The 21993-nt window shown below is 64.8% G+C and carries 26 protein-coding genes and 1 tRNA gene; 15 read left to right on the top strand and 12 right to left on the bottom strand.

Going from position 1 to position 21993, the window contains the following annotated elements; translation table 11 throughout:
* Window position 1: 1 nt before the first annotated feature.
* The 3 genes from EB815_RS19145 to EB815_RS19135 are packed head-to-tail and all read left to right on the top strand — an operon-like array spanning window position 2 to window position 2150.
* Window positions 2–634, top strand: a complete 633-nt coding sequence (locus EB815_RS19145) for a precorrin-8X methylmutase (RefSeq protein ID WP_056572913.1) — start codon at window positions 2–4, stop codon at window positions 632–634.
* On the top strand, window positions 631–1389 hold the full coding sequence (locus tag EB815_RS19140) for a precorrin-2 C(20)-methyltransferase (RefSeq protein WP_056572915.1): 759 nt from the start codon (window positions 631–633) through the stop codon (window positions 1387–1389). Before EB815_RS19145 ends, EB815_RS19140 begins: the two co-directional genes overlap by 4 nt.
* A complete protein-coding gene (locus tag EB815_RS19135) occupies window positions 1386–2150 on the top strand; it encodes a precorrin-3B C(17)-methyltransferase (RefSeq protein WP_056572918.1) in 765 nt (254 codons plus the stop codon). The genes EB815_RS19140 and EB815_RS19135 overlap by 4 nt, the downstream gene beginning before the upstream one ends.
* Here EB815_RS19135 and EB815_RS19130 read toward each other — a convergent pair.
* Window positions 2114–2890, bottom strand: a complete 777-nt coding sequence (locus tag EB815_RS19130; protein ID WP_056572921.1) for a cobalt-precorrin-6A reductase — start codon at window positions 2888–2890, stop codon at window positions 2114–2116. The genes EB815_RS19135 and EB815_RS19130 overlap by 37 nt on opposite strands.
* A 1-nt stretch (window position 2891) precedes the next feature.
* Here EB815_RS19130 and EB815_RS19125 point away from each other — a divergent pair, with 1 nt between their 5' ends.
* Genes EB815_RS19125 through cobT form a run of 7 tightly spaced genes read left to right on the top strand, consistent with a single transcriptional unit; the run spans window position 2892 to window position 9240 of the window.
* The gene (locus EB815_RS19125; protein ID WP_056572924.1) at window positions 2892–4133 is read left to right on the top strand and encodes a bifunctional cobalt-precorrin-7 (C(5))-methyltransferase/cobalt-precorrin-6B (C(15))-methyltransferase; all 1242 of its coding nucleotides are present in this window, start codon (window positions 2892–2894) and stop codon (window positions 4131–4133) included.
* Window positions 4130–4516, top strand: coding sequence for a cobalamin biosynthesis protein (locus EB815_RS19120; protein ID WP_056573503.1), 387 nt, complete (start codon window positions 4130–4132; stop codon window positions 4514–4516). Before EB815_RS19125 ends, EB815_RS19120 begins: the two co-directional genes overlap by 4 nt.
* The gene (gene cobM, locus EB815_RS19115; protein WP_056572928.1) at window positions 4513–5277 is read left to right on the top strand and encodes a precorrin-4 C(11)-methyltransferase; all 765 of its coding nucleotides are present in this window, start codon (window positions 4513–4515) and stop codon (window positions 5275–5277) included. Before EB815_RS19120 ends, cobM begins: the two co-directional genes overlap by 4 nt.
* The gene (gene cobA, locus EB815_RS19110; RefSeq protein ID WP_056572931.1) at window positions 5274–6092 is read left to right on the top strand and encodes a uroporphyrinogen-III C-methyltransferase; all 819 of its coding nucleotides are present in this window, start codon (window positions 5274–5276) and stop codon (window positions 6090–6092) included. Before cobM ends, cobA begins: the two co-directional genes overlap by 4 nt.
* A complete protein-coding gene (locus EB815_RS19105; RefSeq protein ID WP_056572934.1) occupies window positions 6089–7408 on the top strand; it encodes a cobyrinate a,c-diamide synthase in 1320 nt (439 codons plus the stop codon). The genes cobA and EB815_RS19105 overlap by 4 nt, the downstream gene beginning before the upstream one ends.
* Complete coding sequence (locus EB815_RS19100; protein WP_056572937.1) at window positions 7405–8181, top strand: adenosylcobinamide-GDP ribazoletransferase; 777 nt, start codon at window positions 7405–7407, stop codon at window positions 8179–8181. Before EB815_RS19105 ends, EB815_RS19100 begins: the two co-directional genes overlap by 4 nt.
* Window positions 8182–8229: 48 nt before the next feature.
* Window positions 8230–9240: a nicotinate-nucleotide--dimethylbenzimidazole phosphoribosyltransferase gene (cobT, locus tag EB815_RS19095; RefSeq protein WP_056572942.1), complete on the top strand. Its 1011-nt coding sequence runs from the start codon at window positions 8230–8232 to the stop codon at window positions 9238–9240.
* 65 nt (window positions 9241–9305) lie between these two features.
* Here the strand turns inward: cobT and EB815_RS19090 are convergent, their stop codons facing one another.
* From EB815_RS19090 to EB815_RS19070, 5 genes are all read right to left on the bottom strand, one after another.
* Window positions 9306–9974, bottom strand: a complete 669-nt coding sequence (locus tag EB815_RS19090; RefSeq protein ID WP_056572945.1) for a hypothetical protein — start codon at window positions 9972–9974, stop codon at window positions 9306–9308.
* Window positions 9975–10062: 88 nt separating this feature from the next.
* Complete coding sequence (locus EB815_RS19085; RefSeq protein ID WP_155772526.1) at window positions 10063–10413, bottom strand: DUF5615 family PIN-like protein; 351 nt, start codon at window positions 10411–10413, stop codon at window positions 10063–10065.
* 32 nt (window positions 10414–10445) lie between these two features.
* A complete protein-coding gene (locus tag EB815_RS19080; protein WP_056572950.1) occupies window positions 10446–11090 on the bottom strand; it encodes a DUF433 domain-containing protein in 645 nt (214 codons plus the stop codon).
* Between the two features lie 207 nt (window positions 11091–11297).
* Window positions 11298–11373: transfer RNA gene (locus tag EB815_RS19075), tRNA-Lys, on the bottom strand.
* 106 nt (window positions 11374–11479) lie between these two features.
* A complete protein-coding gene (locus EB815_RS19070; RefSeq protein WP_056572953.1) occupies window positions 11480–12388 on the bottom strand; it encodes a PhzF family phenazine biosynthesis protein in 909 nt (302 codons plus the stop codon).
* Window positions 12389–12488: 100 nt separating this feature from the next.
* On the opposite strand from EB815_RS19070, the gene EB815_RS19065 reads away from it, so the two are divergent.
* From EB815_RS19065 to EB815_RS19055, 3 genes are read left to right on the top strand one after another with little or no spacing between them, the layout of a single operon-like run.
* Window positions 12489–13778, top strand: coding sequence for an efflux RND transporter periplasmic adaptor subunit (locus tag EB815_RS19065; protein ID WP_056572956.1), 1290 nt, complete (start codon window positions 12489–12491; stop codon window positions 13776–13778).
* 5 nt (window positions 13779–13783) lie between these two features.
* Window positions 13784–14491: an ABC transporter ATP-binding protein gene (locus tag EB815_RS19060; protein ID WP_056572959.1), complete on the top strand. Its 708-nt coding sequence runs from the start codon at window positions 13784–13786 to the stop codon at window positions 14489–14491.
* Window positions 14492–14493: 2 nt separating this feature from the next.
* Window positions 14494–15711, top strand: a complete 1218-nt coding sequence (locus EB815_RS19055; RefSeq protein ID WP_056572962.1) for an ABC transporter permease — start codon at window positions 14494–14496, stop codon at window positions 15709–15711.
* Window positions 15712–15879: 168 nt separating this feature from the next.
* Here EB815_RS19055 and EB815_RS34140 read toward each other — a convergent pair whose 3' ends face one another.
* From EB815_RS34140 to EB815_RS19040, 3 genes are read right to left on the bottom strand one after another with little or no spacing between them, the layout of a single operon-like run.
* Window positions 15880–16044, bottom strand: a complete 165-nt coding sequence (locus tag EB815_RS34140) for a hypothetical protein (protein ID WP_155772525.1) — start codon at window positions 16042–16044, stop codon at window positions 15880–15882.
* A gap of 13 nt (window positions 16045–16057) precedes the next feature.
* Window positions 16058–16771 (bottom strand): hypothetical protein, encoded by a 714-nt coding sequence (locus EB815_RS19045; protein ID WP_056572965.1) that lies wholly within the window; start codon window positions 16769–16771, stop codon window positions 16058–16060.
* 24 nt (window positions 16772–16795) lie between these two features.
* Window positions 16796–17908, bottom strand: coding sequence for an endonuclease/exonuclease/phosphatase family protein (locus EB815_RS19040; protein WP_056572968.1), 1113 nt, complete (start codon window positions 17906–17908; stop codon window positions 16796–16798).
* A gap of 188 nt (window positions 17909–18096) precedes the next feature.
* Between EB815_RS19040 and EB815_RS19035 the strand changes: the two genes are divergently transcribed.
* Window positions 18097–18660, top strand: coding sequence for a BA14K family protein (locus EB815_RS19035; protein WP_056572971.1), 564 nt, complete (start codon window positions 18097–18099; stop codon window positions 18658–18660).
* 164 nt (window positions 18661–18824) lie between these two features.
* On the opposite strand, the gene ilvC is transcribed toward EB815_RS19035, so the two are convergent.
* The 3 genes from ilvC to EB815_RS19020 all read right to left on the bottom strand — a co-directional run bounded on the left by ilvC (window position 18825) and on the right by EB815_RS19020 (window position 21133).
* A complete protein-coding gene (gene ilvC, locus EB815_RS19030) occupies window positions 18825–19844 on the bottom strand; it encodes a ketol-acid reductoisomerase (protein ID WP_010910140.1) in 1020 nt (339 codons plus the stop codon).
* Between the two features lie 18 nt (window positions 19845–19862).
* Window positions 19863–20522: a TetR/AcrR family transcriptional regulator gene (locus tag EB815_RS19025; RefSeq protein ID WP_056572974.1), complete on the bottom strand. Its 660-nt coding sequence runs from the start codon at window positions 20520–20522 to the stop codon at window positions 19863–19865.
* 152 nt (window positions 20523–20674) lie between these two features.
* Window positions 20675–21133: a MarR family winged helix-turn-helix transcriptional regulator gene (locus EB815_RS19020; RefSeq protein WP_056572978.1), complete on the bottom strand. Its 459-nt coding sequence runs from the start codon at window positions 21131–21133 to the stop codon at window positions 20675–20677.
* A gap of 99 nt (window positions 21134–21232) precedes the next feature.
* Between EB815_RS19020 and EB815_RS19015 the strand changes: the two genes are divergently transcribed.
* On the top strand, window positions 21233–21964 hold the full coding sequence (locus EB815_RS19015; protein ID WP_056572981.1) for a glutathione S-transferase family protein: 732 nt from the start codon (window positions 21233–21235) through the stop codon (window positions 21962–21964).
* Window positions 21965–21993 lie beyond the last annotated feature (29 nt).

The following is a 21993-nucleotide window of genomic DNA, read 5'->3' as shown; positions in this document are numbered from 1 at the left end:
CATGGCCGCCTACGACTACATTCACGACGGCACGGCGATCTACGAGCGCTCCTTCGCCATTATCCGCGCCGAAGCCGACCTCAAGCGCTTCTCGGACGCCGAGGCCGATGTCGCCATCCGCATGATCCATGCCTGCGGCCAGGTCGAAGCATCAAGCCATTTCGTTTTCTCGCCTGATTTCGTCACCGCCGCGCGCCAGGCACTCGCCGCCGGCGCGCCGATCTTCTGCGATGCCGAAATGGTCTCGCATGGCGTCACCCGCGCCCGGCTGCCGGCCGGCAACGAAGTGATCTGCACGCTGCGCGATCCGCGCACGCACGACATCGCCAGAGCGATCGGCAACACCCGTTCGGCCGCCGCGATCGACCTGTGGGGCGAGCGCATGGCCGGTTCGGTCGTCGCCATCGGCAATGCGCCGACCGCACTGTTCTATCTCCTGGAAAAATTGCGCGACGGCGCGCCGAAGCCGGCGGCCATCATCGGCATGCCGGTTGGCTTCGTCGGTGCCGCCGAATCCAAGGATGCATTGGCCGAGAATTCCTATGGCGTGCCCTATGCCATCGTGCGTGGCCGGCTTGGCGGCAGCGCCATGACGGCCGCCGCGCTCAATTCATTGGCGAGGCCCGGCCTGTGAACGCGCTCCCCAAAGGCCGACTTGTCGGCGTCGGCACGGGTCCCGGCGATCCAGAACTGTTGACGCTGAAGGCCGCGCGCGCCTTGGCCGAGGCCGATGTCGTCGCCTACTTCGCCAAGCGCGGCAACAACAGCAACGCGCGCGCCATCGTCGAGGCACGCTTCCGGCCGGATATGCTGGAACTGCCGCTGCTCTATCCCGTGACCACCGAGATCGACAAGGATCACGACGATTACCGATCGCAGATCACCGGTTTCTACGAGGAGTCGGCCGAAAAGGTCGCCGAACACCTCGACGCCGGTAGGATGGTTGCCGTCCTGTCCGAAGGCGACCCGCTGTTCTACGGCTCCTACATGCATCTGCATGTCCGCCTCGCCCATCGCTTCGCGACCGAAGTCATTCCAGGCGTCACCGCAATGTCCGGCTGCTGGTCGCAGACCGGTGTGCCGATCGTCCAGGGCGACGACGTGCTGACGGTTTTGCCCGGCACGATGAGCGAGTTCGAGCTGACGCGTCGCCTGGCCGACACCGATGCCGCCGTCATCATGAAGGTCGGCCGCAACCTGCCCAAGATCAGGCGGGCGCTCGAAGCCACCGGCAAGCTGACGCGCGCCGTCTATGTCGAGCGCGGCACCATGGCCGGCAGCGTCTCGATGAAGCTCGCCGACAAGCAGGACGACAAGGCCCCCTATTTCGCCATCGTGCTGGTCGCCGGCTGGTCCGGCCGGCCAGGGGCATTGGGAGCACAGGCATGAGCGGCCGCCTGACCGTCATCGGCCTCGGGCCCGGCAATGCCGATCAGGTCACGCCGCAAGCAAGCCGCGCCGTGGCCGAGGCGAAGTTCTTCTATGGCTACAAGCCCTATCTCGACCGGCTGGACCTGCGCCCGGACCAGACTCGCGTTGCCTCCGACAACCGTGAGGAACTCGCCCGCTCCAAGGACGCCTTGACCAAGGCCGCGGAAGGCCACGACGTCGCCGTGGTTTCCGGCGGTGATCCCGGCGTCTTTGCCATGGCGGCCGCGGTTTGCGAGGCAATCGAGGCCGGCCCGGCTGAATGGCGGGCTATCGACGTTGCCGTGGTGCCCGGCGTCACCGCCATGCTGGCGGTCGCCGCCCGCATCGGCGCACCGCTCGGCCATGATTTCTGCGCCATCTCACTGTCCGACAATTTGAAGCCGTGGGACCTGATCGAACTGCGCCTGCTGGCGGCGGCCGGCGCAGGCTTCGTCATCGCGCTCTACAACCCCATCAGCAAGGCCCGCCCCTGGCAGCTTGGCCGCGCTTTCGAATGCCTGACCGCGATCCTGCCCGGCACCACGCCGGTCATCTTCGGCCGCGCCACCGGCCGTCCGGACGAGCGCATCGAGGTTTATCTGCTGGCCGACGTCGATGCGCAAAAGGCCGACATGGCGACCTGCATCATCATCGGGTCGCCGGAAACCCGGATCATCAAGCGCGCGGACAAGCCGGCGCTGGTCTACACGCCGCGTTCGGCATCGGGTTCGACAAAATGATCGGCCCCGAATTGGTTGACAATCGCGGCCAGCGCTTCGACGGTTTCAGCCGAAGGCACCTCCGGCAACATTGGCCTGCGGACCATGATCACCTCGACACCAAGCGCCCGCGCGGCGGCAATCTTGCCGTAAGTGGCGGCGCCGCCGCTGTTCTTGGACACGACACCGTCGATGCTGTGTCTTTCCAGCAGCGCTCGCTCGTCAGCTTCGCGGAACGGACCGCGCGCCAGCAGGTAGTCGGCGTCGGGCACGGCGAGCTTCGGCTCGACCGGATCGACGCTGCGGATGAGGTAATGGTGCTGGGGCGCGGCTTCGAAGGCCGCCACCTCCTGTCGGCCAAGCGCCAGGAAGACGCGGCGCGGTGCCGGTCCAAGTGCCTGCACGGCTTCGGTGACGCTATCGACATCAGTCCAGCGGTCGCCTTCGATGGGCTCCCAGCCCGGACGGCGCAGGGCCAAGATCGGCACGCCGGCCGCGCGCGCCGCCTGCGCGGCATTGGCGGAGATTCGCGCCGCATAGGGATGCGTGGCGTCGATCAGCAGGTCGGTGCTTGTCTCCTCGAGGTAGGCGGCCAGGCCATCGGCGCCGCCAAACCCTCCGGTTCGCACGGGCACGCCTTGCGCCACGGGGCTTTCGGTGCGACCAGCCAGCGACAGCGTGACCGAAGCGCGTACCGCCAGCTTTCCAGCCAGTTGCCGGGCTTCCGTGGTGCCGCCGAGGATCAGGATACGGTGGGTCATCATGCCTGCTGAAAGTCCGCGCGGAGCCGGCTATGCGTCGAAATGGCTGACGGTGATCGGCATCGGCGAGGACGGTTTAGCGGGTCTCGGCGACGAGGCCAAGCAGCGGATCGCCGACGCGGAGTTCATCTTCGGCGGCAAGCGCCATCTGGCGCTGGTCGCGTCCTTCGCCAAGGGCGAGCCGCGCCCCTGGCCGGTGCCCTTCGATGCCGGGATGGCTGACGTGCTGGCGCTGGCGGGCCGCAAAGTCTGCGTGCTCGCCTCCGGCGATCCTTTTTTCCATGGCGTCGGCGCCACCCTCGCCCGCAAGGTCGAGCCGCGTGAGATGCATGTCATCCCGGCGCCGTCGGCCGTCTCGCTGGCCGCCGCCCGCCTTGGCTGGGCACTGCAGGACATCGAGACCGTCTCGCTGCATGGCCGGCCGCTCGACCTGATCCGGCCGCTGCTGCAGCCCAATGCGCGCATCCTGGCGCTGACATCGGACGGCGACGCGCCGGCGGCAATTGCCCGCCTGCTCACAGAACTCGATTTCGGCGCATCGCGGCTGACGGTCCTGGAGGCTTTGGGCGGGCCGAACGAGAAACAGCGCGTGGCACGCGCCGATGCCTTCGACCTCGAAAACGTCAATCCGCTCAACGTGCTGGCCGTCGAAATTGATTCGAACCCGCAAGGCCGTGTTCTGCCACTCACGGTTGGCCTTGCCGATCATCTGTTCGACCATGACGGCCAGATCACCAAGCGCGAAATCCGCGCTGTCACCTTGTCGACACTGGCGCCCAGGCGCGGCGAGTTGCTGTGGGACATCGGCGCCGGCTCCGGCTCGATCGGCATCGAGTGGATGCTCGCCCACCCCTTGATGCGCGCCATCGCCATCGAGGCCGACCCGGGCCGCGCCGCTCGCATCCACCGCAATGCCGCCGCCTGCGGCGTTCCGGGCCTGGTGGTGGTGGAAGGCAACGCGCCAAAGGCGCTTGCCGGGCTGGAGATGCCGGACGCTATCTTCATCGGCGGCGGGGGCAGCGACACCGGCGTCTTGAACACTGCCATCAAGGCGCTGCGCCCCGGTGGCCGTCTGGTCGCCAATGCCGTGACACTGGAGATGGAAACGCTGCTTCTCGCCCAGCACCTGAAACTGGGCGGCGATCTTACCCGGATAGACATTTCGCGCGCCTCACCGGTCGGTTCGATGCAGGCATGGCGGCCAGCCATGCCTGTCACGCAATGGAACTGGGTGAAGCCATGATGGTCGCGGGCATCGGCAGCCGCAAAGGCGTTGGCGTCGAGGACGTGCTTGCCGCGATTGAAACCGCGCTTGAAGCGCATGGGCTGGCAATGACGGCGCTTTCGGCACTGGCCACCGCGGCGCTCAAGAAGGATGAAGACGCGATCGCCGCCGCTGGCCGCTCGCTGAACCTCCCGGTTGTCATCGTCGATGACGCAGCGCTTCAAGCCGCCTCGCCAGGCACGCTCAGCCATTCCAGCCTCTCGCAGGAACTGGCCGGCACGCCCTCGGTTTCCGAAGCGGCGGCCCTCGCCGTTGCCGGGGCCGGTGCGAAACTGCTTGGCCCTCGCACCGTGCTTGGCCCGGTCACCTGCGCCATCGCCATCAGCGGAGACGCGCCATGACCGTTCATTTCATCGGTGCCGGTCCGGGTGCCGCCGACCTCATCACGCTGCGCGGTGCCAAGCTCCTGGCAAGCTGTCCGGTCTGCCTGCATGCCGGCTCCATCGTCGCACCCGAATTGCTGCAGCATTGCGCGCCCGGGACCAAACTGATCGACACCGCGCCGATGTCGCTCGATGAGATAGAGGCCGCCTATGTCGAGGCCCACAAGGCCGGCCATGATGTAGCGCGGCTGCATTCCGGCGACCTGTCGGTTTGGAGTGCGGTCGCCGAGCAGATCCGCCGGCTGGAAAAACACGGCATCCCTTACACGCTGACGCCGGGCGTTCCTTCCTTCGCCGCGGCCGCGGCGGCGCTGCGCCGCGAGTTGACCATTCCCGAACTGGCGCAAAGCCTGGTGCTGACCCGCATCTCCGGCCGCGCCTCGAAAATGCCGCCCGGCGAAACGCTGGCCGGCTTCGGCCGCACCGGCGCCACGCTGGCCATCCATCTCGCCATCCACGCCATCGACCGTGTCGTCGCCGAATTGACGCCGCATTATGGCGGCGATTGTCCGGTGGCGATCGTCTTCCGGGCCTCGTGGCCGGATGAGCGCGTGCTGACGGGGACGCTGGAAACGATCGAGGCGCAGCTTGCCGCCGATCCGATGGAGCGTACGGCGATCATCTTCGTCGGCCGCTCGCTTGCGGCGGAAGGCTTTGGCGAGAGTTCATTGTACGACGCCCACTATCAGCGGCGTTTTCGCGGACGGGACGGATTGTGAGCGGCAGCACCAGGAACACAGGCGAACACGCCACGCTCGAACAGGCGCTTGCCCGGCTGAACTTCAAGCCGCGTTCGCTGGAACCGGGCCATGTCTGGCTGGCCGGCGCCGGCCCCGGCGACCCCGGCTGCCTGACCCTGGAAGTCCTGGCGGCCTTGGCCGAGGCGGATGCGCTGGTCTATGATGCGCTGGTCTCACCCGATGTCGTGGCGGTGGCATCGGCAGCCGAACTGTTCTACGCCGGCAAACGCGGCGGCCAGCCTTCGATGAAGCAGGACGATATCACCGCTCTTCTGGTTCGGCTGGCGCGCGAAGGCCGCCGCGTCGTCAGGCTGAAAGGCGGCGATCCCTATATTTTCGGCCGTGGCGGCGAAGAGGCCCTGGCGCTCGCGCGCGAAGCTATCCCTTTCCGGGTTTTACCCGGCCTGACATCCGGCCTCAGCGCGCTGGCCGCAACCGGCATCCCGGCCACCATGCGCGGCATCAACAAGGCGGTGATCCTGGCGACCGGCCACGCCGCCGGCACCGACGACGACATCGACTGGGCGGCAATCGCCCGCACCGGCCAGCCGGTTGTCGTCTATATGGGCATGGCGAACCTGCCGCTGATCGCGGCAGCGCTGCTCGACGGCGGGCTGGCGCCCTCGACGCCGGCGGCGGTGATCGTCGCCGCGACGACACCGCGGGAGCGAACCGTCGTCGCCACGCTCGCCACCATTGCCGAGGAAGTGGCCGCCGCCGGCCTTGCCTCGCCGGCACTGATCGTCGTCGGTGGCATCGTCGCCATGCGCGCCGCATTGGCGGGCAAGGCATGACGGCCCGCGCCATCATCATCGGCGCCCCGCGCTCCGGCTCGGGCAAGACCAGCGTCACCATCGGCATTCTGCGCGCGCTCACCCGACGCGGGCTGAAGGTGCGGGGCGCCAAATCCGGACCCGACTATATAGATCCTGGTTTCCACACGGCCGCCACGGGCCTGTCCGGCGTCAATCTCGACAGCTGGGCGATGCCGCCATCGCTGCTCAACGCCCTCGCCGCACAAGCGGCTGACGATACTGATTTTGTCATCCTCGAAAGCGCCATGGGCCTGTTCGACGGCATTCCGGCCGCGCGGGGGCGAACCGGTTCGGCGGCCGATCTCGCCCGGCTCTACGGCCTGCCGGTGCTGCTTGTGCTCGACGTGTCCGGCCAGTCGACCACCGCGGCGGCCGTCGCCAAGGGTTTTGCCACTTACGATCCGGATGTGCGCATGGCCGGCGTCGTGCTCAACCGGCTGGGCAGCGAGCGCCACCGCCGGCTCTCCGGCGATGCGATCGAGGCGATCGGCCTGCCTGTCGTCGGCGCCATCTTGCGCGACCCCACCCTGAACCTGCCCGAGCGGCACCTCGGTCTCGTCCAGGCCGGCGAGTATGATGATCTGATGGCGCATCTCGACCGCCTTGCCAACATGGCGGAGAAGTCGCTCGACCTCGACGCGGTCATGGCGCTGGCAACGCCCCTCACCCCGGCGGAAGGCGGCTTCGACGAGGCGCTGCAGCCGCCCGGGCAGCGGATAGCCCTTGCGGAAGATGCCGCCTTCACCTTCCTCTACCCGCATGTCGCCAGCTATTGGCGCAAGGCGGGCGCGGAAATCGTTCCGTTCTCGCCACTCGCCGACGAGGCGCCCGACGAGGATTGTGACGTCTGCTGGCTTCCCGGCGGCTATCCCGAGCTTCACGCCGGCCGGCTCGCGGCGTCGGAGACTTTCAAGGCCGGAATGGCGCGCTTCGCCGCGACCAAGCCCGTGCATGGCGAGTGCGGCGGCTTCATGGTGCTTGGCCAGGCGCTGGAAGATGCCTCGGGCGAAACGCACGGAATGCTTGGCCTGCTTGGCCATTCCACCAGTTTTGCAAGGCGGAAGATGAACCTTGGCTACCGCGAGGCGCGACTGCGCGCCGATTGCCCGCTGGGCGTGCAGGGCGCGTTGATCCGGGGCCACGAATTCCACTATGCGCAGATGACGGCAACCGGCAATGACGAGCCGCTGGCCGACCTCGCCGATGGTCAGGGCAATCCGATCGGCGCCTCCGGCTATCGGCGCGGCCATGTCAGCGGCACCTTCTTCCATGCGATAGCGAGGGGCGGCGCATGAAGCTCCCGAATTTGACCCTTTCGCCTCGGCAAATCCTCGACGACATGGCGCTCTGCCTGGTCTTCTTCACCCGCCTGCCTCTGCCCATCCACGATTTTCGCGGCCGCGGCCTTGCCGCCGCGATCTGGGCGGCGCCGGTCGCCGGTCTCGTCGTCGGCCTGATCGGCGCCATCGTCTTTGCCACGGCGGAACGGTTTGGCCTTGCCATGGGCCCGGCGGCCGCCCTTGCCCTTGTTTCAACCGTTATCACCACCGGCTGCCTGCACGAGGACGGGCTGTCCGACGTCGCCGACGGCTTTGGCGGCGGCAAATCGCGCGGCCGCAAGCTGGACATCATGCGCGACAGCCGCATTGGTGCCTATGGTGCGGCAGCCCTGACCCTGTCGTTGCTGATCCGCTGGAACGTGCTTTCGGAATTCGTCGACCCCACGCAGGCCCTCTTCGCTCTCGTGGCTGCCCACGCCGCTTCGCGCGGTGTGCTTGGCGCGTTCATGCACCTGTTGCCGCCGGCACGGTCCGATGGCCTGTCGGCGGGTGCCGGTACGGTCTCGCAGGAAATCGCCATCGCCGGCGCCGTGCTTGGCGCGATCCCGCTTCTTCTCCTCGGGCTCGGCGGCGCCATCGCCGCGCTCATCCTGCTCGGCCTGCTGTTTGCCGCCTTCCATGCCCTTTGCCTCAACCAGATCGGTGGCCAGACCGGCGACACGATCGGCGCCTTGCAACAGGTCAGCGAAGTCGCGGTGCTTCTTGTCGCTTCCGTCGCGCTCTCTTGATCCCCTTGGCCTGATTCCCCTTGATTCCTTTCCGGAGACCTTGCCCCCATGCCCTTCAAATCTCTTGATGAATTGCGCGCCGCCTGCCTCGATCTCCCGGCCGGCAGCGATACCGCAGCAAAAGCCGTCGCCCGCCGCCAGGACACGCTGACCAAGCCGCAAGGCAGCCTCGGCCGGCTGGAGACCATCGCCGCATGGCTGGCGCGCTGGCAGGGCCGCGACATGCCGAAACTCGACCGCGTGAAAGTGTTCGTCTTCGCCGGCAATCACGGCGTCACCGCACAAGGTGTGTCGGCCTACCCATCGGAAGTCACCGTGCAGATGGTGGCGAACTTCGCCGGCGGCGGGGCCGCCATCAACCAGCTCGCCCGCATCGCCGGCGCCGAACTCGATGTCATCCCGCTCGACCTCGACCATCCGACGGGCGATTTCACGCAAGTGCCGGCAATGGACGAGAAAGCCTTCCTCGCCGCCGTCTCGGCCGGCTACGACGCGGTGACGAAAGATCTCGACCTGATCTGCTTCGGCGAAATGGGCATCGGCAACACCACGCCGGCGGCCGCCATCTCGGCCGCCCTGTTCGGCGGCGGCGCCGAAAAATGGACCGGGCGCGGCACCGGCGTCGACGATGCCGGCCTGAAGCGCAAGGTGGTCGCCATCGAGGCCGGCCTCAAGCGCCACGCCGCCACCCTCGCCGATCCGCTGGGCGTTGCCGCCGCCCTTGGTGGCCGCGAACTCGCCGCCATCTTCGGCGCCACGCTCGCCGCCCGCCATCTCGGCATACCCGTGCTGCTCGACGGCTTCGTCTGCACCGCCGCCGCGGCCCCGCTGGCAAGGCTGCACCCGACGGGGCTCGCGCACACGATCGCGGCTCATGTCTCGGCCGAATCGGGCCATCGCGGGCTGCTCGAAGCCCTCAGCCTGCCGCCATTGCTCGATCTCGGCATGAGGCTCGGCGAAGGCTCCGGCGCCTGCCTCGCCGTCAACATCGTGCGCTCGGCACTGGAGTGTCATGCGAGAATGGCGAGCTTTGCCGAGGCTGGGGTCTCGGAGAAATAGACGATACCGACTGACTATTCATCAGCGGCTACCCAGACGACACAGCGAATACGAGAGCAAACACTTTATGCGAGTTGTTCGAGGATCGCGTTTGCTGCTTCTCGGCCCACTCGAAATGCAACCATGTTGGTGTCTTGGCCAAATTGCGGCTGCCTGCCGTTAACCTCAGCCTGAAATAGCGCATTGCCAACGTTTGTCAGCGCCTGCGCAACGCCGATGATATCTTCGTAGGTTACGGATGTGAAAATCTTAGTCCGAGCGTCCTTAGCTTGCGCTTGATCGTGCGCAAGAACGCGGTCCCTCATTGGCTTGCACTTTTTCCAAAGGGATTCTGCTCTGCCAATCTCTTTAGCTATAGAATCCAGATCGGACGCGTTGAGCTCGTGGACGCTTTTCATATAATCGTCCAGCCAATCGGTGTTGGAGCTGTAAGCCTTCTTCCTGGCCGCAAGTGAGTTTTTGTCGAAGTATCTCAAATCTGATCTGAGTTCTTCCTGTAGCCGCTGCACGCTATGTGCCTGCTTTTGGACATCGAATATGCGGCCTAAGCTGATTATGATAGTAGTGAGCGCTAGTTGCTCATAATCAGTCCAGAACAGACCGTTTTTCTGGAGCTTTTCCAACGTCGCTGCATCGCCGTTTGCGCGCTCTCGAATGGCAAGCGTGTAGCCTAACGTGCGGCAAACCAAGTCTGTATCACGATCAAACGCCCGAAGACTTTCCTCGACAGACATCTTTTGACCCCTCCAAACAGACCAAGGGCAATTAGCAAGCAAGGTTCGCCCCCTGCGACTGCTGCTTCAGGCCATCCCTCGCGCGTCGTCAGCATTTCACCTGCAATTTGTCACGCCCAATCCGAATGGCGACAGGTTTGCCCTTGGCCCGCTTGATCGCGAATTCGAACAGATCGAGCACCTGCTTTAAGCGTGCCGCGCCTTCCGGTTCCGGGCATGAAAACCCGACGCGACTGAGGCGATCGAAACGTGGCGTCAAAAACCGCTGTTGGTTGAAGTCCCGATCCCAACTAATGAGGATTCGGTTGGCCTCCATAGCGGCTTGAGCAACCACAGGATCCGGAGAATTGCTGGCCATAAAATCACGGACCCGAGCCACGTCGTGCCCTTGGCTAGATAGAAAATCCCCTACTGAGTCCGGCACATTCACATCGGTCATAAATGCGAATACCGGCCGCTTTGCCATATGGGCTAGGCCGCGCTAGCGGGGATAGTGAACGTCTTCGCTGCATTGACGTCCTCAACCGTCAGCAGCGGAAATTCCCTTATTATGGCGTCACTAGAATAGCCCGCGGCTAAATATCTCTGCACGGCAGCCACTGGAATTCGGGTTCTTTCAAATACCGGCTCGTTCTGCATGACGAACTTCGCCTGGACGATATTTCCCGTCTCAGTGGCGCTGCGGACATTGAGATTCTGAATCGCCTTCCGGGTGTCGGAGATTGCGACTTTCAAGGGGATATCGAAAACACGTTGACCGCTGACCACTTCCTTGCGCTCGTTTGTACGCGGATCGGTGAAGACAACTCGTTTTCCCAGCACGTAGAGGGTAGTGGCAGTCCACTTGGCGTCGCCCAGATGCGCCAACGTATGAGACACCTTGCGCAAATGCTGCATGGGGACCTTGTACACATTGCGCAGTTGTCCCAGGACGCGCAGGGACACGATGTCCCGGAACGAAAAGACCCGGCTGTAAGGTAGATGCCTGTTCTCGGGAGCATAGCTGGGTTTTAGGAAACCCGAGCGGTCCCATAGTTGGAGTTGGCCGATTGACAGCCCGGTAAGCCGAGCGGCGTCTTCCTCGCTGAACGCGCCGATTACGTTACTGTCGTCCATTGTCCGACTCCCGATCGATGTGATTCTCGTCCAACTTTCCAAAAACGCAAGAAGTCCATTTTACGGGGGCAGTTCTTGACGAATTTGGCAGGGACGGTCGTCTAATATACGGCGCCGATTTTGGCGGGCACTGGACGGACACGAAACGAGGGGCAATTCCATCGTTTCGCCGGGTCCCACCTGAATCTCTATTTTATTTGAGATATTTGGTGGGTGCGCACAGGATTGAACTGTGGACCCGCTGATTAAGAGTCAGCTGCTCTACCAACTGAGCTACGCACCCACTCGGCCGGCAAAAACCGGCGTTGGCGGGCATATAGCCGCCACCATCGGCCATGTCTAGCCCTGCCGGAATCATTTCCCGACAAATCGACCAACCCTTGATGCGATCAGACGAAAAGCTTGCCCTCCGCCACCTTCACCGCGTTGCCGCCAATGCGCGCCGAGGCCAGTTTTCCACCTTGCACGGTCAGTTCCAGGCGGATGCGCGATGGCCGGCCCATCTCCAGCCCCTGCTCGATCCACAACTGTGAAATGCCGTCCGTCGGGCCGTCGAAATGCATGATGGCGCCGGCGAAGGCGGCCGCTGCAGAACCGGTCGCCGGATCCTCATAGGACGGCGTGCCGGGCACGATCATGCGGACATGAAAGGCGCTTTCGTGGTTCACCGTCTCGCGGCAATAGACATAGGGGCTGGCGAAGGCCCATTCGCTCTTGCGCGGCGCCAGCTCCGACCAGGCCTGGTTGTCCAGCCGGATGCGGCCCGCCGCCTCGAGATTGGCGACCGGAATGGTCACATAGGGCACGCCGGCCGACCAGAACGAGACGCGGTGATTCTCGAAGCCGATCTCGTGCGGCGCCAGGCCAAGGGCTGCCCCGATCGCTTCCGGATCGGCCTCGAGCTTCAGCGGTTCCGGCAGTTTCGCCAGATCGAACTCGGCGAAGGTGTTGCCATCGTGCGTGCTGACGGCGCAGCGCACCGGGCCGATGTTCTCTTCCAGCACGAAGATGCCGGCACCGCCTTCGCCGACCAGTTCGGCAAGCGCGATTGCCGATCCAACCGTCGGATGGCCGGCGAACGGCATTTCGTAGTCGGGCGTGAAGATGCGGATGCGGTTCTTGTGCTTGGGGTTGTCCGGCGGCAGCACAAAGACCGATTCGGACAGGTTGAATTCGCGCGCGATGGCCTGCATCGCCGCCGTGTTCAGACCTTTGCAATCCAACACCACGGCCAGCGGGTTTCCGGCCAGTCGCTCGGTCGTAAACACATCGTAAAGCAAGTAACTCCGGGTTTGCATTCCTGCCTCAATCCCAACATGGGCGAAATTTAATTTGATATTTGAACCGGTAAGCCTGATCTGTGCACAGATAGGGACATACGCATCATAGGGGTCCGACGTGGACCAGATTGTCAATCTGCCAAAGACGGAATCGGATTCCGCCATCGAGACGGCGCTTGGGCTCGACCGACAGGGTCTGCGCAAGACGCGCCGGCGTGGTTGGCTCTATGCGCTACTGACCCTGATCGTGCTTGCCGCCGGTCTTGGCCTCTATCAATGGTATGCGGCCACGCCCGCCAGGATCGATTACACCACCGTGCCGGCCGCCAAGGCCGATCTGACCGTCCAGGTTTCGGCGACGGGCACGCTGCAGCCGCTCACCCAGGTCGATATTTCCAGCCAGCTTTCCGGCATCATACGCTCGGTCTCGGTCAACGAGAACCAGCAGGTGAAGAAGGGCGACGTGCTGGCGGCCCTCGACACCGCCAAGCTGCAGGTCCAGATCGAACGGGCCGAGGCTTCCGCGAAAGTGGCGGCCGCCAATGTCGAGGACGCCACGGTGACGCTGGCCGAAAACGAAAGCGCGCTGGTGCGCGCGGCCGCCTTGACCAAGCGTGGCATGGCGACCGACCAGTCGCTCGAGGCGGCAACCGCGACGCGCGACCGCTCCAAGGCGGCGCTTGACAGCGCCCAGGCCAATCTCGCCATCGCCAATGCCGATCTCAAATCGCAGCAGACCGACCTTGCCAACAGCACCATCTATGCCCCGATCGACGGCATCGTGCTGACGCGCTCGGTCGACCCCGGCCAGACGGTCGCCTCCTCGCTGCAGGCGCCGGTGCTGTTCGTCATCGCCGCCGATTTGCGTAACATGGAACTGGTGGCGGCGGTCGACGAGGCCGACATCGGCGCCGTCAAGACAGGCCAGCATGCCCGTTTCACCGTCGATGCCTTCCCCGACCGGCCGTTCGATGCCGAGATCCGCGACATCTCCTATGCCTCGGTCACGACAGACGGCGTCGTCACCTACAATGCGCGGCTCGAGGTCAACAACAACGAGCTGCTGCTGCGGCCCGGCATGACCGCCACCGTTTCCGTCGTCACAAGGGAGGCCAAGGGCGTGCTTACCGTGCCCTCCTCCGCCTTCCGCTACCGCCCGGCGCAGCAGGCCGCGCGTGGCTGGAGCCTCAGCGACCTGTTCACCGGCCGCATGGGTCGTCCGGGCGGCAACCGCCAGCGCCAGGCGACGACCCCGACCGATGGCTCGCGCACGCTGTATGTGCTGGAGAACGGCCGGCCGCATCCGGTCAACGTCAAGATCGGCTCGACCGATGGCGAACTGACCGAGATCACCTCCGGCCTGGACGAAGGCGCGCAGGTCATCACCGCCTCGCAGCCGCGGAGCTGACGGCCGTGGCCGCTAGCGCGACGCTCATCACCTTCGACAAGGTCTGGAAGAGCTATGGCCAGGGCGAAGCCAAGGTCCATGCGCTGGCCGGAGTCGACCTTGCCATCAGGCGCGGCGAATTCGTCGCCATCATGGGGCCGTCCGGCTCCGGCAAATCGACGGCGATGAACATCATCGGCTGCCTCGACACGCCGACGGCCGGAACCTACTCCTTCATGGGCGTCGACGCCGGCCGGCTCGACCGCAACCGCCGCGCCATGCTGCGCAACCTCTATGTCGGCTTCGTCTTCCAGGGCTACAATCTGCTGGCGCGCACCACGGCCGCCGAAAACGTCGAACTGCCGCTGATCTATCGCGGCGTCGCCGCCCGCGAGCGGCGCGACCTTGCCATGCAAGCACTCGCCCAGGTCGGCCTGGTCGGTCGCGAGCATCATACGCCGGCGGAACTTTCCGGCGGCCAGCAGCAGCGCGTGGCGATCGCGCGTGCCATCGTCACCCGCCCGACGCTGCTCGTCGCCGACGAACCGACCGGCAACCTCGATACCGCCCGCACGCATGAGATCATGGAACTGCTGACGAAGCTCAACAAGGAGCTCGGCCTGACCGTCACCATGGTCACGCATGAGGCCGACGTCGCCGAATATGCCGAGCGCACCATCCGCTTCCTCGACGGCCACGTCGCCTCGGACACCATGAATGTCGAGGTGGCCTGATCATGATCTGGGAAACCGTCCGCCTCTCGCTGCGCTCGATCCGCCGCAACGTACTGCGCTCGTTCCTGACGTTGCTCGGCATCGTCATCGGTGTCGCCGCCGTCATTGCGATGCTGACCATCGGCTCCGGCACCACGCAGAAGGTCAAGGCCGACATCTCCAAGCTCGGCAGCAACCTGCTGGTCGTCCGTGCCGGTCGCCCGGCCGGTCCCGGCGGCCCGGGCGGGCTCGACCAGGTGGTGCGGCCACTGGCGGAGAAGGACCTTGCCGCACTGGTCGCGCATCTGACCGGCGCGCGCGCCATCTCGCCGGCCTCGCAGAAGCAGGTCCGCGTCATCTTCGGCACCGAAAGCCTGACCTCCGGTGTCACCGGCACCGACAGCGCCTATCTCGACGCACGCGACTGGAAGCTGGTGTCCGGCCGCCCGTTCAGCGATTCCGAAACCCGCTCGGGCACCGGCGTCTGCCTGATCGGCGAGACGGTGCGCCAGCAGTTCTTTGGCGCCGGCGACCCGGAGGGCGAGATCATCCGCGTCAACCGCACCTCCTGCAAGATCATCGGCCTGCTCGAGCCCAAGGGCTATACGGGCTTCGGACAGGATCAGGACAATGTGGTGCTGATGCCGCTGCACGCCTATCAGCGCCGCATCGCCGGCAACCGCGACATCGACAACATCTACATCGCCGCCGACGACCGCACGCCGACCAGCGAATTGCAGCCGCGTGTCGAGGACATCTTGCGCGACGCGCGCCGGATCACGCCCGACCGCGAGAGCGATTTCGCGATCCGCGACATGACGCAGATCGCCGACGCCATGGCCAGCGCCACCACCACGATGACCGGCATGCTCGGCGCCGTCGCCGGCGTCAGCCTGCTGGTCGGCGGCATCGGCATCATGAACATCATGCTGGTCTCGGTCACGGAACGCACCCGCGAGATCGGCATCAGGCTCGCCATCGGCGCGCACGAGAAACATATCCTCATCCAGTTCCTGGTCGAGGCGACGGTGCTGTCGCTGCTCGGCGGCATCATCGGCATCCTGATCGGCCTGGCACTGGCCGGCCTCGCCTCGCTGACGCTGACGATACCCTTTGCGCCGAGCCCGGCCGTCATTCTGCTCGCCGTCGGCTTTTCGGCGCTGATCGGCATGGTGTTCGGCTTCTTCCCGGCAATGCGCGGCGCCAGGCTCGATCCGATCGACGCGCTACGGCACGAATAGGCAGCAGCTTCAACGGCTATCCCCAACCCTGGGGCGCTTGCCTGCGCGGCCGGGCACACGCCGCGCCGACAAGGCCTGTGAAAAACCGGGCAAGCTACACGTTGGCCGGGTCCGTCGTCCTGCCGATCACCCATTTCATCGTCAGTCCCTGCACGATGATCGAGAAGGTCACCACCGCGTAGGTCGCGGCAGCAGCACGGGTTTGGCCGCGCTGTCCGGCAAGGACAGCGCCAGCGCCACCGAAACGCCGCCGCGCAGGCCACCCCAGGTCAACACGGGAACATATCCCGACGAGAAGGTCTGGCGTATCGCCAGCAGCGAGATCGGAATCAAGACGGAGACAAATCTAGCTGTTGGCGAAATGCCACTCGATCAGCGGCTTCATGTGCGGCGACAGCCCCTCCGGCAGGTCGGCGGCGTGGCGGATGATCACCGGTCCTTCGATCTCCGGATCGGTTTCGGCGGCAACGAAGGCCGAGATCCGGCGCGCGACCTCATCGGCCGGGTCATCGACATGATAGCGGCGGAAGATCACCGTGCCGCTTGCTGTCGACAGGGCGTGCCAGCGCACGCCGCGTCTGGCATCCGTCAGGTCGATACCGGTCTCTTCGCGCACCTCGCGGATCATGTTGAAATCGACATCGACCATCCCGTCGTGGAAATCGACAGGCTCGAACGAGCCGGCGGCGAAATAGACACGGCCGGCATTGACCGTCCGCGGCCCCATGCGGATCGCCACCAGCGCATTGTCGCCCGCCACCAGCACGGCATGGGCATAGGCGTGCTCGGCGCCGGAATTCTCCGGCCGCTTCCGCCAGAGCATGAAGGTGGAGTAGTTGACCGCATGGCAGCGGCCGACGAGGCGGTTGTCGCGCCAGGCAAGTTGCGACAGCAGCACCACCGTGCCGTCGAACAGCGCGGGATTGGCTGCCATCTCGCGCTGCCAGTTCTCGGCGATCGCCGCCGCATTATCCTTGGCGAAAGGATGCGGGCCGGGGTCGAGCCGGACGTCGACGGCATCGACCGCCAGGATGACATTGCGCGGCAGGTCGAAACTCATGCCAATCAAGCCCCAGTCCCTTTATCAAGCCATGTCCAGCGTGATCGCCACCGGGCAATGGTCGGACGCTTTCGGCCGGTCCCAGCCGGCACGCGGGAAGCGCTCGACCTCCTGGCCCGCCGGAAAGATCGTGCGCCAGGGCTGGCCGTTGCGGATGATGTCGGGAACGGCGGTGGCATTCTTCGCCGCCAGTCCCCTGGAGAGCAGGATGTAGTCGAGCTGGCAAAGATGCCGCTCTTCAGGCCCGCGTGTGTGATAGAAGGTCCAGCGGTTCATTTCCGGCCGCCGCTCGACGACATTTTCGCAGAAGCCGCCAGCCGTCAGCACGTCGATGCAGGACTGGTTCTCGTCAACCACCTCGAAACGGTAGCCGTCGACATCGTCGCCGGCGATCTTCACGCGCTGCCGGTAATCGTTCATGTCGCCGCAGATCGCCCAGCGCTTGTCGGCGGCATGGTCGCCACCGAAGCGCTCCTCGATGATCCGGCGCACGGCCAGCGCCTCGGCCATGCGCACCGGCATCGTCGCCTCGCGTCCGTCAAGCCCGTTGCGCGCCGGACCCATCGACTTGAAATGCACGAGATAAAGCGTCAGCGGCAGGCCGCCCACGGTGATGTCGACTTCCAGGCAGTCGCGCCGGAAAATGCGTTCATTGGCCTGGCTGCCGAGGGCCGCCAGTTCCGGCGTATGCAGCCCGAACTGCTCGTAGGTGACATAGGCATGGCTGGTCATGCGCACGAATTCGATCGGCTGTCCCTGCGCGGTCTCGTTGCGCATCATCACGGCGACGTCGATGCCGCGCGAATCATTGCCTGATGTGGTGTATTTCTGCCGGTAGCCCTGCCCCACCATCTTGAACAGGTAGCCATATTCGAAGGCCTTCAGCGCCTCGATATTGTCGACCTCCTGCATGCAGATGATGTCGGCCCGGGTGGCGGCGATCGCCAACGCCGAGAGCTGGCGCGTGTCGTCGGACTGCGCGATGGCGCGGGCCTGTTCCAGCATCTTGTACTCGGCCTCGCTCTGGATATCGAACAGCGCCAGCGTCCGATCCTCGTTGAGCTGGTTGCGGTAGCCGGAAAAATCGAACCTGTTCATCAGGTTCTCGACATTGAAGGTGGCAAGGCGCAGCGACATGCCCTGACCTTTGCCTGCAAGAGCGCCAGAAAACAAGATCGCAGGACCACAAGCAGGGATCGGTTGGTCCTGACGGCATTCGCGCCATGGTTGACGGAACCTTTCCGTTCATCCGCCGTTCAGACGCTAACATCCACATTGGGCCCATTCCCAGGGTAGGCGTGGGGCTGTATCTCTTGGAGAGTGCAATGAACTCGCTCTTTTCTTCCACCATCAAGTCCGGGCTGATAGCCCTTGGCATCGTCTCCGGCATCACGGCGCCGTCCGCCGCCGGACCGATCCTGCAGCCGGACCTGTCGCTTCCCACGAGCACCGCGGCGCCGACGGTCACGCCGGTTCGCGACAGCTGGGCCGGCGGCAACAACAATAACCGTGGCTTCAACGATGACTGGCGCTGGCGCCGGTCGGGCCATTGGAACGGAAACCGGCACTGGAATGGTGGCGGCAACTGGAACGGCGGCGACAACTGGCGCTGGCGCCATGGCCGCCGCCACTACCACGGCGGCTACTATGATGACGGCGCCGCCGCGGTCCTTGGCCTGGGCCTGGGGCTCGGCCTTGGCAGCATGTACAACAACTACAACAACTACGATTACTATGCGCCGCCGCCGCGCCGCTATTATCGCGCCGGACGGCTTTCCAACGCCCATGTGCAATGGTGCTACAACCGCTACCGGTCGTATCGCGCCTGGGACAACACGTTCCAGCCCTATAACGGTCCCCGCCAGCAGTGCTGGTCGCCCTATAGGTAAGTTGGCTGGACGATCCGGAAATGAAAAACGGCGCCTCACGGCGCCGTTTTTATTGTCGAGCGTGGATTTCGCTCAGGTCTTGGCCTTGTCGACGTTCTTCGAGATCCCCGCGCGCCCGCAGGGCGAAGCCCGAGGACGCGCAAAGGCAAGAAACGTGGATCGGCTCAGTTCTTGGCCTTGTCGACCAGCTTGTTCTTGGAAATCCACGGCATCATCGCGCGCAGCTTGGCGCCGACTTCCTCGATCTGGTGGCTGTCATTCATGCGGCGGATACCCTTGAAGCGCGACAGGCCGGCACGGTATTCCTGCATCCATTCCGACGTGAACTTGCCGGTCTGGATGTCCTTCAGCACGCGCTTCATCTCGGCCTTGGTCTCGGCGGTGATGATGCGCGGGCCCGAGACATACTCGCCCCATTCGGCGGTGTTCGAGATCGAATAGTTCATGTTGGCGATGCCGCCTTCATAGATCAGGTCGACGATCAGCTTCACTTCGTGCAGGCACTCGAAATAAGCCATTTCAGGCGCGTAGCCGGCTTCCACCAGCGTCTCGAAGCCGGCGCGGATCAATTCGACCAGGCCGCCGCAGAGCACGACCTGCTCGCCGAACAGGTCGGTCTCGCATTCCTCGCGGAAATTGGTCTCGATGATGCCCGAACGGCCGCCACCGACGCCGCAGGCGTAGGAGAGCGCCAGGTCGAGCGCATTGCCCGAAGCGTCCTGGTTGACGGCGACCAGGCACGGCACGCCGCCGCCCTTCTGGTATTCGCCGCGCACCGTGTGGCCCGGGCCCTTCGGCGCGATCATGACGACGTCGACGGTCGACTTCGGCTCGATCAGGCCGAAATGCACGTTGAGGCCGTGCGCGAAGGCGATCGCCGCACCGTCGCGGATGTTCGGCGCGATCTCGTTCTTGTAGATGTCGGCCTGCAGCTCGTCGGGCGTCGCCATCATCATCAGGTCGGCCCATTTGGCGGCGTCCGCGACGCTCATCACCTTGAGCCCGTCGGCCTCCACCTTCTTGGCGGTCGCCGAACCGGCCTTGAGGCCGATGGCGATTTCCTTGGCGCCGGAATCCTTGAGGTTGAGCGCATGCGCCCGGCCCTGGCTGCCATAGCCGATGATGGCGACCTTCTTGCCCTTGATCAGGTTGAGATCGGCATCACGATCGTAATAAACACGCATTTTGTCTTCCTTCCCGTTTTATAAATCAGAGGCCTTGCGGCCGGTTTTTGCTCCATGAAGAGCGAGAAACTGCTGCGTCGCCCGCGCGGCATCGCCGCCGATCGCCGCCTCAGTCAATTCCAGCCGGTCGCCTAGCAGCAGACGGATCTGCACGTCGCGGGCGACCAGCCCGAAAAAGGTACGGAACGCCGTCTCGGCATCCGTGAATTCCAAAAGCCCGGCCTGACGCCCCGCCTCGAGCACCGGCTTCAGCCGCTTCGCCAGCGCGAAACGGCCGTTTTCCAGCACAACAGCGCCGAGATTGTCCTTGCCCGACCCGGCATGACCGACCGCCACCCGGTTGAGCGCGATCGAGGTGTCGCTGGAGATCACCTTGAGCCAGTCGGAGGCGAAGCGCTCGAGGCTTGCCGTCAGCGAGGCAAGGTCGAGCCCCTTGCGGTCGACGGAAGCCACGCGCACCTTGGAGGCCTGCCACTGCACGGTCGCCGTCAGCAGCCCGTCACGGTCGCCAAACCACTTGTACAGCGTTTCCTTGGAGCAACTGGCCCGCCGCGCCACGGCGGTCATGGTCAGATGATCGCCCTCCTCGACCAGCAGCCGCAACGCCGCATCCAGAACGGCCTTCTGCCGCTCCGTCAGCGCCTGGCTGTTGTCGATGTCGGCGTTTGCCAGCAACACGCTTTGTTCCTGTTCACAGGTAGAGGCCTTGGGGTCACCCGGAAGCCGTACCGTACGTTACGGTTCGGCATATTGCGCAATCCGATACTCGGCGCAAGGGGATATGACGAAAATATCCGCTAGTATCCGCGAAACGCGCGCAGCGCCCATGCTCAATCGCCGGCAGGCGGATGACGCAGCCGGCCAAGCAGGGCCGACACCGTTTTCAGCTCGTCCGGTGAAAGCCTGGCGCCAACCAGTTCGGCGATCGACCGCCCGTAAACGGCCCACATCCGGCGGCGCGTCTCGCGCCCCTTGGCTGTGATGCGGATGGTCTGGCCGCGGCCATCGTCCGCCACCGGCAGCTTCTCGACCTGGCCGTCGGCCTCAAGCCGCGCCAGTAGCCGCGAAATGTTGTACTGCGCAAACAGGGTGCGCTCGATCAATTGAAATGGCCTCAACCCGCCCTCGCCCGCCTCGGCCAGCTCATGCAGCACATCGTACCAGGCAAGCGGCGGCAGGCCGCCCTCTTTCAGGGCGTCTTCGGCACGCTCCACCAATTGGCGCGAAACACGCATCAGGCGAGCCCAGGCCTTGATGGCCTCCGGCGAAGGCGTGGCTTTCTCGGTCATGGCCTACCTTTAGGCGATAGATGCAAATGCATCAAGCTTGACGATCAATGCATATGCATCTACATAGATGCAATTGCATTGACTATCGAAAGGCAAATCATGTCCGACAAACTCGTTCTCGTCAGCCATCCTCTGTGCCCCTATGTCCAACGCGCCGCGATCTCGCTGGCCGAGAAAGGCGTGCCGTTCGAACGCGTCGACATCGACCTCGCCGACAAGCCTGTGTGGTTCAAGGCGATCTCGCCGCTCGGCAAGGTGCCGCTGCTGCGCGTTCAGCAAGATGGCAAGGAGACTATGGTCTTCGAATCCGCGGTCATCCTCGAATTCCTGGAGGAAACGCAGGCCGGCGCTCTCCACCCGGCCGATCCCTACGCCCGTGCCCGGCACCGTGCCTGGATCGAATACGGCTCGGCCATCCTCAACGCCATCGGTCGCTTCTATTCAGCCCCGGCCGAAGCCGGCTTCCTTGCCGAATCCGGTGCGCTATCCGCCATGTTTGAGCGCCTCGAAGCCGAACTCGCTGACAACGCCGACCGGAGCGGCCCATGGTTCGCCGGCAACCGGTTCTCGCTCGTCGATGCGGTGTACGGGCCGATTTTCAGATACCTAGACGCTTTCGACCGGATCGGCGATTTCGGCATCCTGGACGGCAAGCCGCGCGTCCAGGCCTGGCGGAAAGCCTTGAATGATCGACCGTCGATCAGGAACGCCGTGGCGCCGGACTATCCGCAACGCCTGCATGCCTTCCTGCAAGCGAAGGGATCTTTCCTGTCGAGCCTCATCCGCCGAAGCGATGCAGCCGGATCATTTGCGTTGGCGCGATCCGCGTGAGCGCCCGCGAGCAATCACTCGCCTTGAGC

This window comes from Mesorhizobium loti, assembly GCF_013170705.1.
Classification (GTDB): Bacteria; Pseudomonadota; Alphaproteobacteria; order Rhizobiales; family Rhizobiaceae; genus Mesorhizobium; species Mesorhizobium loti_D.
Note: the sequence above shows the minus strand (reverse complement) of the source record. Positions and strands in the feature narration are given on the sequence as shown.